The organism is Aeromonas enterica (assembly GCF_054052465.1).
Window position 1 is genome coordinate 274,203 of record NZ_JBSTYL010000002.1, and the last position, 15,028, is coordinate 289,230.

The 15,028-nt window shown below is 56.6% G+C and carries 14 protein-coding genes; 1 reads left to right on the forward strand and 13 read right to left on the reverse strand.

Annotation, left to right across the window (positions count from 1 at the left end; translation table 11 throughout):
• Positions 1 to 154: 154 nt before the first annotated feature.
• Positions 155 to 1,096: a Kelch repeat-containing protein gene (locus tag ACW5XD_RS03465; RefSeq protein WP_456493652.1), complete on the forward strand. Its 942-nt coding sequence runs from the start codon at positions 155 to 157 to the stop codon at positions 1,094 to 1,096.
• Positions 1,097 to 1,199: 103 nt separating this feature from the next.
• Here ACW5XD_RS03465 and ACW5XD_RS03470 read toward each other — a convergent pair whose 3' ends face one another.
• The 13 genes from ACW5XD_RS03470 to ACW5XD_RS03530 all read right to left on the reverse strand — a co-directional run bounded on the left by ACW5XD_RS03470 (position 1,200) and on the right by ACW5XD_RS03530 (position 15,026).
• On the reverse strand, positions 1,200 to 1,949 hold the full coding sequence (locus ACW5XD_RS03470; protein ID WP_456493653.1) for a phage tail tube protein: 750 nt from the start codon (positions 1,947 to 1,949) through the stop codon (positions 1,200 to 1,202).
• On the reverse strand, positions 1,949 to 2,407 hold the full coding sequence (locus ACW5XD_RS03475; RefSeq protein WP_456493654.1) for a phage tail terminator protein: 459 nt from the start codon (positions 2,405 to 2,407) through the stop codon (positions 1,949 to 1,951). Before ACW5XD_RS03475 ends, ACW5XD_RS03470 begins: the two co-directional genes overlap by 1 nt.
• Positions 2,404 to 2,820 (reverse strand): gp436 family protein, encoded by a 417-nt coding sequence (locus tag ACW5XD_RS03480; RefSeq protein ID WP_456493655.1) that lies wholly within the window; start codon positions 2,818 to 2,820, stop codon positions 2,404 to 2,406. The genes ACW5XD_RS03475 and ACW5XD_RS03480 overlap by 4 nt, the downstream gene beginning before the upstream one ends.
• Positions 2,817 to 3,125: an HI1506-related protein gene (locus tag ACW5XD_RS03485; RefSeq protein ID WP_456493656.1), complete on the reverse strand. Its 309-nt coding sequence runs from the start codon at positions 3,123 to 3,125 to the stop codon at positions 2,817 to 2,819. The genes ACW5XD_RS03480 and ACW5XD_RS03485 overlap by 4 nt, the downstream gene beginning before the upstream one ends.
• Positions 3,126 to 3,233: 108 nt before the next feature.
• Positions 3,234 to 4,142: a Mu-like prophage major head subunit gpT family protein gene (locus ACW5XD_RS03490; protein WP_456493657.1), complete on the reverse strand. Its 909-nt coding sequence runs from the start codon at positions 4,140 to 4,142 to the stop codon at positions 3,234 to 3,236.
• A 141-nt stretch (positions 4,143 to 4,283) separates the two neighbouring features.
• Positions 4,284 to 5,405 carry a phage protease gene (locus tag ACW5XD_RS03495; RefSeq protein WP_456493658.1) on the reverse strand — a complete coding sequence of 374 codons (1,122 nt, stop codon included), beginning with the start codon at positions 5,403 to 5,405 and terminating at the stop codon, positions 4,284 to 4,286.
• 168 nt (positions 5,406 to 5,573) lie between these two features.
• Entirely contained in the window at positions 5,574 to 8,942 is a 3,369-nt protein-coding gene (locus ACW5XD_RS03500) for an EAL domain-containing protein (RefSeq protein ID WP_456493659.1), read from the reverse strand.
• A gap of 188 nt (positions 8,943 to 9,130) precedes the next feature.
• Positions 9,131 to 9,577, reverse strand: a complete 447-nt coding sequence (locus ACW5XD_RS03505) for a phage virion morphogenesis protein (RefSeq protein WP_456493660.1) — start codon at positions 9,575 to 9,577, stop codon at positions 9,131 to 9,133.
• The gene (locus ACW5XD_RS03510) at positions 9,577 to 9,777 is read right to left on the reverse strand and encodes a hypothetical protein (RefSeq protein WP_043137750.1); all 201 of its coding nucleotides are present in this window, start codon (positions 9,775 to 9,777) and stop codon (positions 9,577 to 9,579) included. Before ACW5XD_RS03510 ends, ACW5XD_RS03505 begins: the two co-directional genes overlap by 1 nt.
• On the reverse strand, positions 9,774 to 11,264 hold the full coding sequence (locus tag ACW5XD_RS03515; RefSeq protein WP_456493661.1) for a phage head morphogenesis protein: 1,491 nt from the start codon (positions 11,262 to 11,264) through the stop codon (positions 9,774 to 9,776). The genes ACW5XD_RS03510 and ACW5XD_RS03515 overlap by 4 nt, the downstream gene beginning before the upstream one ends.
• Complete coding sequence (locus ACW5XD_RS03520; RefSeq protein ID WP_456493662.1) at positions 11,264 to 12,880, reverse strand: DUF935 domain-containing protein; 1,617 nt, start codon at positions 12,878 to 12,880, stop codon at positions 11,264 to 11,266. Before ACW5XD_RS03520 ends, ACW5XD_RS03515 begins: the two co-directional genes overlap by 1 nt.
• Positions 12,880 to 14,451 (reverse strand): terminase large subunit domain-containing protein, encoded by a 1,572-nt coding sequence (locus ACW5XD_RS03525; protein WP_456493663.1) that lies wholly within the window; start codon positions 14,449 to 14,451, stop codon positions 12,880 to 12,882. The genes ACW5XD_RS03520 and ACW5XD_RS03525 overlap by 1 nt, the downstream gene beginning before the upstream one ends.
• Positions 14,451 to 15,026, reverse strand: coding sequence for a DUF3486 family protein (locus ACW5XD_RS03530; RefSeq protein WP_456493664.1), 576 nt, complete (start codon positions 15,024 to 15,026; stop codon positions 14,451 to 14,453). The genes ACW5XD_RS03525 and ACW5XD_RS03530 overlap by 1 nt, the downstream gene beginning before the upstream one ends.
• Between the last annotated feature and the right edge of the window lie 2 nt (positions 15,027 to 15,028).

Sequence of the window (15,028 nt, forward strand, 5' to 3'; positions counted from 1 at the left end):
ACTAATCGAACCCACGGTCCTACCTTGAACAATTTATATATGCAGACTATGCGAAACTCTTCTAAGGTCGATAGGCGGTATAGTGCTGCATAAAAAACCATGTGGATTTTTCGCCAGAATCCAACCATCAGTTAAAGGTATATAGGAGAAAAAAATGAAGACTTATAGTGACTCTAAGTGGGTTTCACATGTCCCATCAATTGATTCCGCTTTCACTGTAAATGGCACTGGCTGGAATGCTTACAAACTATCTTGCGACGTACTTCCTCTAGGGTATACAGCTGGTGCAAAATGTGGTGAACACATACTTGTTGCAGGCGGCATTGAAAAAAATGGATTCCCTACATCTGATGCTAGAATTCTCGACTCTAATTTTATAACATCAAAGGTTTGCCCACTTCCATTTCGCCTTTTTGGGCATACTATGACACAAACTCCTGATGGAGAGATAATTCTAGGAGGTGGCGTCAAAGTAGCAGCAGATGGAAGTCTAGAACTCTCATCCGAGATTTTTAAATACTCTCCAAAGCATGACAAGTGGGAGTCCATAGCACGGCTTCCTTGGCGTTCAGCTCGTCTCGTCGGGGAACAAGTTAATGGGTGTATCTATTTCATTGCCGGCGACACCGCTACTACACATAATCCAGAGCGGTCTCTTGCGCCTGCAATATGCCGAGATAGTGTACAAATTCTGAATTTGGCAACCGGGAGATGGTCTGAGGGCTGTCCAAAACCTACTCCTGAAACTGGAGTCACATCAGCTGTGCACAACGGAAAGATATACGTCGTGAGCAGTGTATTACCTGATGGAACTATTAACGACATTGTCGAAGTTTATTGCCCAGCAACAGACTCTTGGTCCAACATTCCACCGATGCCCACAGCTCGAACAAACGTACCATGTGGGTTCGTCGGCAATAAACTTTATTGTGTAAATGGCCTCGGAAGAGGCCTAAAGCCGCTGTCGCTAGTTGAAGTTTTCGACTTGGATACTGGCAAATGGACAACACAAAATTCTGCACCTCCAGCCTTCCATGCCTCAGCAGTAGTTCCGTTAGATAATCAGAAATTTGTTATTGTTGGAGGCCTCCAATAAACTAATAGCTGATTCAAGATGTAATTTTTACTTCAGAAGTATGTAATCAGTGAGCACAATAAAATAATGGCGGGGAGACCCGCCATTTTCTATTTCGCCATCGTCACACCGTCTCCGGCCGGTCCACATAGAAGGGCGCACTCTCCCCATCCAGGGCCAGCAGCTCCCCTTCCAGTTCGATCTCGATGGGCTTGTCGCTGAGGAAGTCCACCGCCTTCTTGGGGGCCAGACTGGCGCGGGGCACCGTCAGGATAATGGACTCGCCGCCGATCACGCTGCGCCCGTCCAGGGTCAGCTTGGCTTTCACCTCCGGCTGCACGTTACCGGCGATGCGCGAACCGGTGACGGCGTTATAGCTGGCGCTCACCGTCACCGGCCCACCATCTGCCACGGCCCCCGCCTTGGTGGCCCGCAGCAGTCCCAGGGCATAGTTGATCTCAAAATCAGCCCCCAGCACCAAAACGGTGGCCCCCTCCTTCACCACCAGACCGGTGGCCGAGAGGTTGGTTTTACCGAGTGACAACCATTTCGGATGGGCGGGCAGGGTCAGCGGAACTTCGGTCAGCGTCCCCGCCCCTTGGTTGATGGGACTCTCCAACCCCATAAAGGCGGCAGCCAACAGGACCGGCGGGATCTCGCTGGTCTTGATGGTGACAGTGGCGGGCTTGGGTACGAAGTAGGTCTCCCGCGCCTGGCCCAGCTTGCCCTTGCGCTTGCTCGGAATGCTGATCTTCTCGCTGTCCGGTTTGACCTCCAGGCTGTTGACGTCCACCGGGCCTATCACCCCGTTCGACACGTTGTTGGTGAAGGTCTCGATATAGAGATCCCCTTCCAGGTGCAATGTTTCGCTCATCAGCGTTCTCCCTTGAACTTCACTGTCGTCTTGAAGGCAAGGGGCAGATACCCCACCCCGCCCTTGTAGCTCGGCCGAACCGGTGCGGTTTCACGTCGAAAGGTACTGTCACCGCAGGCCCGCCCGGCAACGGCCTGCAGCATCCGCCCCATCCACACACCAGCGCCGGCCTCCTTCGGGCTGGCGCGATGCACCAGCACCAACAGCCAGACCTGATCGAACGCGCTTTGCCGCCCAGATTGGGTGGTGTCGTTCTCCCGCTCGCCCTGGTAAATCACATGAATGGCCGGGGTGTGCTGACCCAGGTTGGCCACCGCATCCAGATCGGTGGCCACAAACACCTCCTTGAGCCCTTTTGCCTTCAATGGCAGCAGCAGTTCGCGCAGCCGCTCACCGGCCGCCAGGTAGTCGAGCTCAGGGGATGAAGTGCTGGCTTGAGTGCTGGCCTGAGTGCTCATAGAAAGCCCCCGCTGCCTCGGCCAAAGACCCGGCCATCAGACTGCAACTGGGCCAAGTTCTGGCTCTCCACCTGTTCGCCATCTGCCGCCAACCCCAACGCCAATTCCCCCTTGCCCACCAACTTGAGGAAGGCCAGGGCGGCCTCATTGCGCTTGGCGATCTGCTCCGGCGCCTGTTCGCCATAAAGGCGGTGACGGGCGATATCGGCACAGATGGGGACCAGGGCACTCGGAATATGGGCCAGCGGCAAGGGGTAGCGCCCCGCTAGGTAGCCATCGATCAAGGCTCCAGCATCCTGCAGGGCGATGGTGATGGCGGCCTGATCCAGCTCGCCGGCCGGTGTCATGGCGAGGCGCAGCAGCTCCGCCTCGCCAAACCGGATCACCATGTCATTGACGCTGGCGTAGCTCATTTGCCCTTACCCTTGCTACTGGCGGGCTTGGCGACAGGCGCCTGGCTTTCAGGCTCTGTGCTCAGACCACCCACTGCTGCGTCCAGCACCCCGCTCGTCTGCGGTGGGTCAGCTGGCGAAAGCTCGGCGTCCTCAGCCAACCGCACGACCACCAGACGCGGATCGGCCTCCAGGGTCGCGCACTGCAGAGCCGACACAGCCATCTCAGACTTGCCTGGATCAATCGGCAGGCCCGCTCGGAAATAGACCTGACGAAGCGTCGATGTAATGCCAACTCGAATAGCCTGTTCCATCTCGTGTTCCATCTCATGTTTCCCTCTTTCATATCTGGTCGAGGCCTGTTTAAACGGGGGGTTAAACGCCAATCCCGTGGCCGTTTAACCCCTGTTCAAGCAGGGGATGACAGCCTTGGGTTACAAATAATCCGCCACTACCAGCTTCAACTTGCCCTTGAGCTCGTTGCTGCTGCTATCGGACAGCTCCCGCTCCAGCATCTTGGTCGCCAGCTTCTCCAGCGACGGCGGTACCACCAGCAGCGTCGGTTTCACACCGAGCTTGCGGCCGCCATCCGCCTGGAATTCCCGCATCCTGGAGAAGGCATCCCACAGGTTGTCGGGGGTGAGTGCCCGTTTGTTGGCGAACGCCAGCTGCCAGAAGCCAAAGCCGGCGGCATCGCGGCAATCCACCCCGTAGCGGAACTCTTTGCGGGTGAACACGGCTTCGTCGTCGATCTTGGTCATGGCGATGAGCTGCGGCGCCTTGCGCTCCTGGAAGATGATGGGTTTGAGGGCACGGCTGGTATCGAGCAGGAACCAAGGCTCGCCGACATAGACGCCATCCACCACCAGGTTGGCACTCAGTACCGGAGTCCCTGTGCCATCGGCCTTGGGATAGACGGGGTGATCGGTGTCGAAGAAATACTGGGAGTCATAGCAGGGCGTGGTGAAGCCAGCCCCGAGCAGGCCGAAGCAGAGCTCGTCGGGATGTACCCCAGCAGCCAGGCCCATCTCCTGGAACAAGGGGGCATAGATGCCCAGTTCGTCATCCTCGATATCGTTGCGATCGACCCCCACGGTGGCCTCGAAGTCTTCGTTGACGATCTGGTAACCGTGCGCCTTCATCGACTCGATCACCCGATCCCCAACCCACTTGCGCAGGCTGGGAAACTTGCCGAGCCAGCCATAGGTATTGGATTTGGTGGTCGATTTGATGACGGTGGCGATCTCGGTGTACTGGGTCGGCGCCTCCCCCTTGGCATCTTCAAAGTTCTTCTTGAAGCCGGTGAACAGGGACTGCAGCAACGCGGGTGTAATGATGGCCATAGCGGTGTTCCTTCTCTGGATAAACGGGGTGGCGAGTCGTGCGCTTAAGCCTGCTTCGCTTTGGCGAACGCCTCATGGGTGATACCGAGCTGGTGCTGGGGGGCGTACCTGTCCCTATGCAACACCTGGCATCTAGCCTGGTCAGCCGAGTTTTGCCTTGGCGAACGCATCGTGAGCGATACCAAGTTGATCGGCGGCGTACTTGTCCTCGGCCGAAAGCACTGCGTCGCCCTTCTTTTCGGGCAGGGTGACGGCGGTGGTCTGGCTGGCGGCCAACGCCGCAATGGCTGGGCGCGGATCCAGCAGCGCCTTGAGAGCGGCCACCCCTTTCTGGGCGGCGTAGGCGGTCAGGTACTCCTCTTCGGCGGCCACCACCTTGCCCTGGGTGCGGGCATCCTTGATGAGGGTCGCGGCATCTGTGGTATCCACCTGGGCAGTCAGGGCCGCTACCTGGGTAACCAGGGCGTTATAAGTCGCCACTGGCACGTATTGGGCCAGGTCAATCTGGCCACTCGCTTGGGTACCCGAGGTGGTCGCTTTGAGGGCGGCCAGCGATGCCTTTTCTGCAGAGAGGGCCGCCTCCAGTTCCGGCGCCTTCTTGGCACTGGCTTGCAGGGTATCGAGGGCCGCCAGCGCGGCTGTGCCCTGCTCGGCGGTAAGCTGACCATCGGCCCCCGGCTGGATGCCGAGTTTGCCGAGCAGCGCGATCAAGTGCTCGTTCATGGATCTCTCCTTTTGTGCAACATGGGATGGGGTGGCCAGCTGGCCGGGTTGGGTGGACATAAGGCTTGAAGTGGGGAACGCACTTAAGGCCGCCAGCGCCTGCATTCCCACCACACCGGGGTCGTTGGTGATGGCGGTCATGCGCAGCTCCAGCGGGCGACCCAGGGCGTCATAGGGGAAAACGGCTGACAGGAAGCGGTACTCTTTGGCGGCCACCAGGGCTGCGGCGCGCTCGGTCCAGCGCGGCTTGATAAAGAGCCCAGCCCCTTCGCGCCACTCGATTTCGTCGGCGTTGTACCAACCGGCAGCGGGCGCAGGCTGGCCGTTCTGGTCGGTCTTGAGGGTCTGGTGGTCGTAGTCGATAAGGATGTCTTGCCCCGTCTCTCTCACACGATTGATGAGAGTGGTGGCAATGGACTTGTCGAGTTGCCAGTAGCCACCAGGTACATCGAAAGGGCGACCATCGCGAGCCTTGAAAGGGCCTAGGGGCAGGAGCTGCTGCCAGCCATCGCCACCACTCTTCAGAGCCGCATCAAGCACTGCTATAGATATAGGGGTCAGTGTGGGACTGATTGCATTTTGACGTGCTGACGGCATCGCTTATCACTCCGATAAACAGGTGCAGTCAGTTTCATACCGGTATGGTTTGGGAAGGGTTTATGACGGGTTACAGAATCGCCAAGGGATCAGGGATTCTGGATTCTGGATTCACCGATGAACAACATAGTTTGAGTCAGGCTGAACACCTAACCGGCCTGAATCAAACTCACTTACCCAGGACTGAAACTGCTCGGCAGGCATTGGCTTCGCGATGAAATATCCTTGAGCATAGTCACAGCCTAACGCTTTCAACTGCTGCAGAACAGCCAAGGACTCAACCCCTTCTGCGACAGTTTTTCGCCCTAACCCTTTCACTAATTCAATGGTGGATTGCACAATTAACAGGGAACTTTCATCCTCTGCCATATATGTCACAAACGACTGATCTATCTTTATGTAATCAACAGGGAGTTGTTGGATATATTTCAATGACGAGTATCCGGTACCATAATCATCTATGTACAGAGCGAAATTAACATTTTTCATCGCATGCAATAGCAACATGGATTGCTCCGGGTCCTCCATGATAGAGCTTTCTGTGATTTCAAACTCCAACATCCCTGGATTAACCCCATACCCATTTATCCAGGAAATGATTTTATCCGGCAATGCATCATCTCTAAGATTCCGGGCAGAAAGATTCACCGCTAACGGCATCAAGCTTTCATCGTGAGTCCATTGGCTGAGCAGTGACAATGTCAGCTGAATAATTAGCTCTGTGAGCGGCTTGATCAACCCGGTTTGTTCTGCAAGATGGACGAACCTGCCAGGCCCGAGCAGACCAAGATTAGGGTGTTCCCACCGAATCAACACCTCAGCCCCCGCGACCTGCATATCACTCAATCTCAATTTTGGTTGTAGGTAAAGCACAAACTCATTGTTATCGACTGCCCGTCGTAGTTCCCCAACCATTGCCAGCTTTTCCATTTCGACCTGAGGCAGCCCAGGGTTAAAGACCGACACCTGCTCACCCCGTTTCTTCGACTGGTATACGGCCTTACTCATACTGCGTAATATTTCACTTGCATTCTCATCATGTTGGGGAAAGGATGCGATCCCCACCCTTGATGCAACATCTATAGATAAGTCAGCGATATGATAAGGCTGCATTAATATTTCAAAGTATGCCTCGAGGCATAGCAGGGCTGAGTGAACATCTTTTCCTACAAGCGCAACTGCAAACTCATCTCCACGTATGCGTGCCACCATAGCGTTTTCTTTAAAAACGCTTTGTAAGCGTGTTGCGAATTCACATAAGACTTCATCACCATGCCTAAAGCCAAGGGCATCATTAATCTCACTCAGTCTTTCTATATTGAATTGGAACGCGGTAACCGGGGTATCTGTCTGAATGCACAACGCGATCTTTTCAGACAGGAACTGCTCAAAAAGAAACACATTCGCCAGTCCGGTCAACGCGTCATAGCGCATCATGTGCTGTATCGCGACACGATTTTTCTCCCTGTCAATTTGTGCTCGTAGCATGGCAATGCCGAACGCAAGATCTTCACTTGATTCAGTGAGAATGTTGATCTCACCTGCACTGAATGCATTAACATCAGAGTCATATATCGTTAGCGCACCAACAACACTCCCCTCAACAATCAACGGGCAAGATATACTGGAAATTGCTCCATTTAGCTGATCACGCCATTTGGCGTAATTGGGATCCGCCGCCATGTTCCGCGACAATTGTACTTGACCGCTCTGGATTGCTCTTGGGGTAACGCTACTATCATTCACACTGTTGACCAGTCGATGCTTGAGACTCTCCAATGCGGCCATCCCACCGGGAAATCCACTTTGAGCGGCTGGGTATATCGGCAGATCTTGACATTCCCCCTTAAACCAAATGATTGCCATTTTATAACGCCCAGCATCAACAATGGCCTTACACATATTATCAAGCAATTCACTCTCATTTCTCGCTCGCAACATGGTCTTATTGCCCGCACTGAGCGTACGAAGCGCCTTAGAGAGATGCTCCAACTCTCGAACCCGCTCTGACAATTCAATATTCAATGTTTGTATGCGGGCTTCTGAAATTTTCAGCTCTGTAATATCCATGCCTAGGACATAATAACCTAGTATTTCTTCACCTTCGGTCTTTGGATAATATCCAATATGCTGCCACACGTCAGGGAAAGGCTGCCAGTCATAGTGCTGAGCAACGCCTTTAAGTGCTTTTGTTATTAATGGACAAGCTATTGCGTAACGCTCTTCACCGAGTACGTCTTTCACATACAACCCAGATAGCGACTCCAATTCAGGAGCAAACCTCAGGCGGTACTGATCATTCACATATACATACTTTCGTTCTGAATTAACATAGGCAATCAACATGGGTATCGATGCCAGCATATCCTGCAAGTGTTTCTGACTCTCCTGCCATCGATGGGTTTTATCTTCAACGTTATACTCAAGCTGAGCAGTTTTCTCCTGCATCTCATGCTCAGCATGTCGTTGCTCAGTGACATCACGCAACACATAAACGATATCCCGCTGTTCCTCCATGGAATGAGAGAGCGCTGTCATGCGAATGTTTATATCAATTCTATTACCTGATGACTGCTCTAGATAAAGATGAGAGTCTGAATATAAGGTTCCTTTCAAAAGACTAATGTCAGAAATTTTCTTTATCTCGCCGTCAACCTCATTAATACAGATAAATACGCTATCGATGTCCTCGCCAAGAACATCAGACTCTTTGCGCTCACACATATCAACAGCAACACGATTAACTTTTGTGATTATATCATTTACATTCGTCACTATAACTGCATCGCCGATAGCGCTTAATATAGATACCGTTTTTTCCGAATTTTCAATAATAATTTTGTTTTCTTTACTCAATCGTTCAAACTGCTTAAGTATGAGTATGTATATCCCTGTCAATAATATTAGAAGGGATAGCCCCATAATAACTTCCAAGAAGAAAAGTACTCTGTTAAAGCTTTCTTGTGCAGATTGGCGCGTTGCCAAAAGAGATCTTTCTGATGACTCCATTGCATCCAATGTGTTATATAGACTGTTCCTGGTATCCTCTAACGGAGCTTGTTTTACGTAAGTGCTGGCTGCAGCTTCCCCGCTCTCCATGCGGATTCGTTCTATTTCGTGTGAAATGTTAATCCGAAGTCGAATCACATCATCGATCTTACCTAATCTGACTAACTGTTCTTTATTATCAGACAACTTATCCTTTAGGCTAGCGAGAAGCTGCTCTCGCTCCCCTATCGCTTGATCACGTGCAATCAGATACGTTTCATTACCCGTTAGACGGAAATTTTGAGTCGCTAGCTCGACTTGTAATGTGTAACTACGGATGCGGGATAGAGAGTGCAGTAATTCATGGGTATGAGCTACCCAACGAGAGGCATTTTCTGCATCATAAGAAACCCTCCAAGTGGTGACGAAAAGCGCCAGCACAATGGCTACAATAACGGCCCCGCCCCCAGATAGCTTGGATTCCAATCTCATTCGTTTAGGACTCCATTCTCGATTACCTGCCTGAGCTTTGCACTTAAGAGGAGAATAGATGCAAAAAGAGCATCTTTCGAGGCCACATCTAACAGTTGTGGGCAGAGTGCTGTTTAAAGGTGTTTAAAAAACAACAGGTGAGCATGTAGCGATAAGAATGGGTAAAGAGTAGGGCCCATTGGATGCCTCTAGGAGAACGAATTGTACAGGTAACGTTCTATCGCCGTGCGCAGCTCGCCGACGTCAATATCCGACAACCCCAGATAGGGGCGCTCTGGCAGATTGATCTCGGGGCGGCCGAACTGATGAGCGGCACCATATTCGAGCGGGGTACCGAAATAGAGGGTCTGCGGCTCGGCCTGATAGTTGAGGGTATCGCGCAGGTCGTCGTTGAGGCGCAGCACCTCATCGGCATGCCGTGGCTTGCGGGTGCGGTACTTGTCCGAGAGCGGGGCCCAGGGCTCCCCTTCCGGGCTCTCTTGCGCATCCCAGCGATCCCGGTGGGACAGCTGCAACCCTTCACCGATATCGGCCAGGGGTTCACTGAGATCACCGGTGCGCTGGTAGAGGCGGGCCAACAGCTCGTGTGCATCTGCCACACCATGGTGGCTGATGGCGATAAAGCTGCCGGCCATCAGATCTCATCCTCAAAGGTGGTCATATAGTGCAGTGCTTCCTCATCCGCATTCACCATGGCGGCCTCCCAGAGATCCCCCATCAAGTCGGCTTCCGCATCACGGGCTTGCTCGCATAGCGCATCCAGCGCCTTGGCTTGTGCCAAGGTAAAGGGGCCATCTTTTGCCAGCAGGGCGCTGGCTTGTTCCAACAAGGTCATCCTCTTTCTCCTTTGCCACTGGCAGCCGTGGCCTGGGCCAACATGGCCTCTACCCGTTTGGCCAGCTCGGGGAAATGCGCCACCATGGCGTCCCTGGCCAATACCCAGGCGGCAAACGCCTCGGCGGCGGCCTCCATCCTGGTCTTGCCGGCATACTCGGTCAGCAAGCCAACCCCCGTCAAATCCGGTTCACCAGCCCAAAAGTGGACCTGATGCCCCAGTTCGTGCAGCCAGGTCGATACCCGTTGTGCCGACTCACCTTGCCTGGCCCCCACATTGGCCGAGACGCTCCAATGGCGGCGCAGGGTCTCACCGCTGGTCCCTCTTGGCTGCCATTGCCGGGGACCGCTGTTGCCCTTGGCATCCGCCACCACCTCGGTAGCCGCCGCTTGCACCGCCTTGATATCGACCGTCTTTAAAGTATCGCCCCCCTTTACCTTGATAACCAGATGACCCCAGCTTTTGGCGGTAAAGCCATTGGTCATGCTGGCGCGGCGGGAATGGTAGAAGGCGCGTACCTGGTAAGCATCCTTGCCCAGATACTCGGCAATGGCCGAGGCTACCTTGAGCCCGGCCACCCCCTTGCCCATCTCGGTCTGCTTGATAAACAAGGTCTTGACCGGGTGCGCCTTGAGGAAAGCCGCCAAAGGCTCACGCTGAGGGGCTGGCAGCTGGGCCAGCAGGTCGCTCAAACCCTGGGCACTCACTCCCTTGGCACTGGAATAGGCACTCTCCACCAGGCGTTCTGGCAGCCGCTGCGCCAACACTGGCTTGGCCGCCTCTCGCTTGGTCACGGCCTTGGTCAAGGCAGCCGGAGTCTGGGGGCGATAATCAAAGCCAGGGTCGATACCTCTGGGGATCTTGTGTAGCTCCCCGGTCGCCTTGTCCACCCACTCATAATCGCCATCATCCGGCGCCTTGCCGACTTCAAGGCCGCGCCGCTTGAGGTCGGCTGCCGAGAGCAGGAACTTCTTGCACTTGCAGCCATAACCGTTGCTCGGGGAATGGGTATTCCACCAGGGGTGATCCACCGGCAACACCAGATTATTCCACTTGAGGTGCAACTCCCTTGGGTGCTCGGAGTCCCCATGACGATAAAGGGCATAAGGGCGCTGGTGTTTGATGCGCTCTATCTGATCTTCGCGCCCGGCGTTATAGCTCTGGCGCAGGTTGGTCTCGAAGATGACCCGAGAACGCCACGACGCCGGGCCGGTATGATCCCAACCGTGGCGTGCCACTATGTCCTTGAATGCCTTCTGAAACGCGCCGATGGATTGGCCTTCACTGATCGCCTTGTCCACCGCCCCGCGCAGGTCGGCCAGCAGATCCGTCTTGGTCGCTCCCGCCACCATAAAGGCGCGGTTATGGGCATCCCGCCACACATCAGCCCAGCGCTCGCTCGGCATGTCTAGCTTCTGGCGAAAGAAGGCGACCGCCTCGGCAAAGGGAAGTGAGCCATATCTGACTGGTGAAGAGCGAACCAGCATCAGCGGCCCTCCTCCACTTCCAGCATGCCGAGCAGTTCACTGGCGGCGATGGCCTGGGCCAGCAGGGCGCCCAGTTCGTCATGACTGAGTGCCGGCTCCAGCGCCAACAGGCCATCCCGGATCTCCTCCAGGGTGGTGGCCTGCATCACCAAGGCCTGGACGGCATCTGTCATGCCCGCCAGCAAGGGGGCCACCTCGGCCTGCAGACGGGCCAGTTGGGCGTCGTTGTTATCCCCTCGCGGCTGAGCCTTGCTGGCCACAAGCGCAGCCAGCCCAGGAGTGACAGCCTGAGAAGCGAGCTGCGCCTTGAGCGCGGCTTCCCCCGGCGCGGCTTGCTTATCGATGATAACAAGCACCTCTTCCCCCTCCTTGGGGGCCGGGATCTGCAGCTTGTCGCGCACCCACTGCGCCGGGATCTGCATCCCCATCCCCACCAGGGCACGCAGCGGATAAGCCAGATCGCGCATATCCTCTGGCTCGGTGACGTCGAACTCCAACCGGGGGCAGCGGCGCGGCCCCTGATAGCTCTTGCAGTTCAGGGCATAGAGGGGATAGACCAGATCCCGGGTCAGGCTCGCGGCCAACTGGCGCAAGTCGGCATCTCGTACTTCTTGCCGCACCTCGTTATGGACGTTGCCCAGCGCATTGGTCGAGCTCTTGCCATCAGCCTGGGAAGTCAGGGTGCCACCCAGCACGGCCTTGCTGATGGAGCGCTCGCACCACTCCATCATCACCACGAAGGGATCGGCCTGGCCGCTGGCGGCGTTCTCAAACTCGATCTCCATTCCTCGGGGGATGATGCCGCCGGCGTTGTGGCCGATGGAGAGCACCGCCTGCAGCAGGGTCGCCTTCTCCTTCTCTGTGGCCCCTTCCGGGTATTTGCCCAGACGCACCGGCAGGCCATAGATCTCCAGAAACTCGGCGAGATCCCGCACACTGTAGTTCTTGAACAGGAAGGGCCAGACCAGGGTGCGGATAAGGCCGGTGCGAGCGAGATAGCCCGACTTCGACTTGGCCTTGTGAAGCAGCCAGCCAAACGGGTTGAGGCCGGCCCCCTCCTTGCTGCCATCGCGCAACCGCAGCTGGTTCCAGTCGTCCGGGTGGGTCTGGAACCAGGCGGGATCACGCCAGACGATGCCCTTGGGGAGTTGCAGCCCCTCCACCATCTCCCAGCCGCTGAACTCCTGGGCACTGAACCCCTTGAGCACAGCGTCGGTGGCGTCAAAGATGGCATCGTCGAACCAGGTGAAGTCCTCTATCAACTCGCGGATCATCTCGCTGTCGCGCTTCTCGGCCGGGGTGGCGTTGCGGGGTGGCTCTATGGTCCAGCTCACCCCCAGCAGGGAGCGGCGGCGCTTGCCGAGCTCGCTCTGCAGATGGGCGTCTTTCTCCTCCATGTCTTCGGCCAGTTCACACTGGGCGATGAGGCTCCCCTCCTCCGCTTCTTTCAACGCCGCCGCAGCCTTGCCCGGCGTCAGCCCCACGGTCGGGTGCTCACTGTAGTGGCGGCGCAGCTGAGCCAGCTTGGCGTCGTTCTCGCTCTGCGGTGACTCTTGCGGACGCAAGTGCTTAGGCAGACGCAACGGATTGCCGTGAATGTCTATGATCCCGCTCATTACCATGCCCCCCTCTCGAATCGGTGATAGTCGTCATTGCGCGTTTCGTCACGCTTGCCAGGCAAAGGGGTGAACTCGATGGCGCCCCCTTCCATCCAGCTGGCTCGCACCGCCATGACCAGGGCAACCGCAAAGTCGCCGTGCCGCTGCTGGCCGCCCTGGCCAGTGTTCTTGCCCTTGTCGATCTTGGGGATGCCGTTGATGACCTGGATCTTGCCCAGATCGTCCTGCACATCTGCATGGCGCGGGATCGTCAGGTTGCCATCCTCAAACTCGGCCTTGAGCTTGGGCATCCACTCCCGATACCAGGGGTCATTGAGCATCACGCATTCGATCATCCCAGCCCCCCAGCGTAGCCGGGCAGCCTCCGCCAGATAGCCGCCGTTGCCGGTAGCATCGAAGGCCGCCGCCGTGAAGCGGTACAGCCCATGCAACAGGTAAAACAGGATCTGGCGTTGGGTCTCATAGGGGGCGTTGACCAGCTCCACCACAAAGGGCACCCGTTTGCGCAGGTTGGTCGCGATGGAAAGCGGCACAAACACTGAGAGATCCCCCTTGCGGGCGAAGTCTTCGCCCAGCACATGACGGCAACTGCGATCAAGCGCCTCCAAGCAGGGCTTGAGGTGTTCCTCGCACCAGAGCTCGGCCACTGCCTTGCGGGTCTCCTCACTTTGCAGCTCGAAGTCCTTTGGTGCGGTAAAGCGCAGGATGGGAATATCCGGCTGCATGGCCCGCTCAATCAGCACCCGCTTGATATAGGCGCCACTGCTCTGCTTGGGCACGCAGAAATACTCCTCCAGGGCGTCTTCTTCGGTGGCGGTGTCCTTGAGCAGGCCAGTCTTCCAGGCTTCTTCTGCCTCCGGTGTCCAGGGCGTTCCCTTGACCTGACAAATGCGGCGATAGAGCCCCTGCCGGCAGGCGTCGTCCAGAGTGATGGTGTGGATGGAGTAGCGTTTCTTGCCGGCGCGGCTGTCGTTGATGAGCTGGTTGAACAGGTTATCCACCCCGTTGTGGGTGCTGATGAGGCGCACCTTGGCGCCCCACATGGTCAGCGCCAGCGCGGCTTTCAGCACCTCGGCCAGCCGGTCGTGGAAGGCGGCCTCGTCGATGGTCACATTGCCTTGCATCCCCCGCAGGTTGGAGGGGTTACTGGAGAGCGCCTGCACCTTGAAGCCGGAGGCGAAATAGACCACGAAGGTGAGAATGGCTTTATCCTCATCGTCGGTGAACACCTCCTCCTGGATCTCTCCGGCCGCCTTGTTGAACGCTTTGGCCCACATGGCCACGGCGTCGATAAACTCGCGGGCCATCTCCTTGTTGCTGCCCACGTAGAAGTGATGGCCACCGCCAGCGGCCTTTGCGCGAGAGGCCGTGAGCGTGGCATCGGCGGCCTCCGCCCAGGTGATGCCGGTACGGCGGCTCTTCTCGGCAATCTTGAGCGGGCTCTCGTCGGCGATCCAAATCTTCTGATAAGGCAGCAGAACCTCGTCGGGGCTGTATTCGGTGCCGAGCTCTTGCGCCAACTGCTGGGAACGGGCAACGGCGGTCTGCGCCATAGTGCTCTCGCTCATCAGGCAATCCCCAGAATTTCACGGCGAATGGCTGCGGCAGCCTCACCGCTCAACCCCGCCTGGGTGACGATGGCCTCTGTCTTGGCGGCCACCTCTTCGGCAAAGGCCTGGCGGATCTCCTTCTCCCGCTTGTGACTCTGCATGGCGGTGGATTCGAGCCGCTGGGCCGCCAGCATGGCGTTTTTCAGCATGTCGATATCCACGACCTCCTCCGGGTTCTGCACTTGGGCCAGCATCGCCTTGAACAGCTGGGAGCGACCCAGTTCCAGAATGAGCTTGGTGGTCTCCCCCATCGGCTTGTCACCGAGCTGGGAAGTCAGTGCCGCCGTGGTCTCTCGCAAGTCGCGCAGGTGCTGACCCACCAGCTCAACCTGGCTGGCGTGGCGACTGAGCCCTGAGCGGGAGAGCTTGAGATCGTCGGGTAGCCCTGCCTCCTCGATAAGGCCATTGATCTCATCCAGGATGGCGGTCTGGCTGTTTGCCCGATCGCGCAGCATCTCGTTGAGGGCGTTGCGGATAGCCTCGGGCAGCAGCCATACCTTGCTGGCGCGGCCTCGGGTCGGTTTCTCGGCCATGG

Excerpts from the sequence above, each read along its gene's own strand:
- ACW5XD_RS03525 (WP_456493663.1), bottom strand. The coding sequence starts at position 14,451 with ATGAGCGAGAGCACTATGGCGCAGACCGCCGTTGCCCGTTCCCAGCAG.
- ACW5XD_RS03465 (WP_456493652.1), top strand. The coding sequence starts at position 155 with ATGAAGACTTATAGTGACTCTAAGTGGGTTTCACATGTCCCATCAATT.
- ACW5XD_RS03510 (WP_043137750.1), bottom strand. The coding sequence starts at position 9,777 with ATGACCTTGTTGGAACAAGCCAGCGCCCTGCTGGCAAAAGATGGCCCC.
- ACW5XD_RS03500 (WP_456493659.1), bottom strand. The coding sequence starts at position 8,942 with ATGAGATTGGAATCCAAGCTATCTGGGGGCGGGGCCGTTATTGTAGCC.
- ACW5XD_RS03530 (WP_456493664.1), bottom strand. The coding sequence starts at position 15,026 with ATGGCCGAGAAACCGACCCGAGGCCGCGCCAGCAAGGTATGGCTGCTG.
- ACW5XD_RS03490 (WP_456493657.1), bottom strand. The coding sequence starts at position 4,142 with ATGGCCATCATTACACCCGCGTTGCTGCAGTCCCTGTTCACCGGCTTC.
- ACW5XD_RS03470 (WP_456493653.1), bottom strand. The coding sequence starts at position 1,949 with ATGAGCGAAACATTGCACCTGGAAGGGGATCTCTATATCGAGACCTTC.
- ACW5XD_RS03520 (WP_456493662.1), bottom strand. The coding sequence starts at position 12,880 with ATGAGCGGGATCATAGACATTCACGGCAATCCGTTGCGTCTGCCTAAG.
- ACW5XD_RS03480 (WP_456493655.1), bottom strand. The coding sequence starts at position 2,820 with ATGAGCTACGCCAGCGTCAATGACATGGTGATCCGGTTTGGCGAGGCG.
- ACW5XD_RS03485 (WP_456493656.1), bottom strand. The coding sequence starts at position 3,125 with ATGGAACACGAGATGGAACAGGCTATTCGAGTTGGCATTACATCGACG.
- ACW5XD_RS03505 (WP_456493660.1), bottom strand. The coding sequence starts at position 9,577 with ATGGCCGGCAGCTTTATCGCCATCAGCCACCATGGTGTGGCAGATGCA.
- ACW5XD_RS03475 (WP_456493654.1), bottom strand. The coding sequence starts at position 2,407 with ATGAGCACTCAGGCCAGCACTCAAGCCAGCACTTCATCCCCTGAGCTC.
- ACW5XD_RS03515 (WP_456493661.1), bottom strand. The coding sequence starts at position 11,264 with ATGCTGGTTCGCTCTTCACCAGTCAGATATGGCTCACTTCCCTTTGCC.